Below are 593 nucleotides of genomic sequence, written 5' to 3'. Positions count from 1 at the left end.
GCCTGGGCGATGAGAGCACCGCGCTGAGCGCTTTCCAGCGCATCGTTAATGATCAGGATGGAAGAGATACAGCCGACTTCCTGTTCCTTCCAGTGAGCGATGCCAGTGCTTCGGATCCTGATCACCGGGGCACCCATTGGTCGCTGCTACTCGTTGACCGTCGCAACCGCGAGGAGCCGGCTGCCTATCACTATGACTCCTTCCGGGGCCAGAACGACGAGTTTGCAGCAATGCTCGCACAAAGGTTGGGTACCCGTCTGGAGCCCGTCCGCATGACCCAACAGCGCAACGGCTATGATTGCGGAGTCTTCGTGGTTGACGGCACGCGGGCGCTCGTTAGACGTCTGGCGCGAAGAGACCGGCCAGCCGTGCTGCACCTCGACAACCTCGTCGCCGATCGGGAGCAACTCCAACGACGTCTGAGCACCGCGCCCAACAGTGCTCGAGCGAGGGCTGCGGCGGCTGAACCGGAGTCCTCCACACAGATCGCCGATCCCGCAGAGTTTTGGCATGGAGTGGCTCAACCCGGCCAGCTTCCCGATAGCTGGAATACAGCGCCCTTCCGGCAGGATTTGCCGTCAGCCGCCTATTCA

At 62.1% G+C, this 593-nt stretch carries 1 protein-coding gene; it reads left to right on the top strand.

Annotated elements, in window-relative coordinates:
* Positions 1 to 92: 92 nt before the first annotated feature.
* Positions 93 to 593: Ulp1 family isopeptidase (locus K6N12_RS35185; protein WP_376744696.1), on the top strand; the 501-nt coding region annotated here is incomplete at its 3' end.

The sequence above is a fragment of the Rhizobium redzepovicii genome, assembly GCF_019793435.1.
Lineage (GTDB): Bacteria > Pseudomonadota > Alphaproteobacteria > Rhizobiales > Rhizobiaceae > Rhizobium > Rhizobium redzepovicii.
The sequence above is the reverse complement of the archived record's forward strand: the minus strand, read 5'-3'. Positions and strand labels throughout refer to the sequence as shown.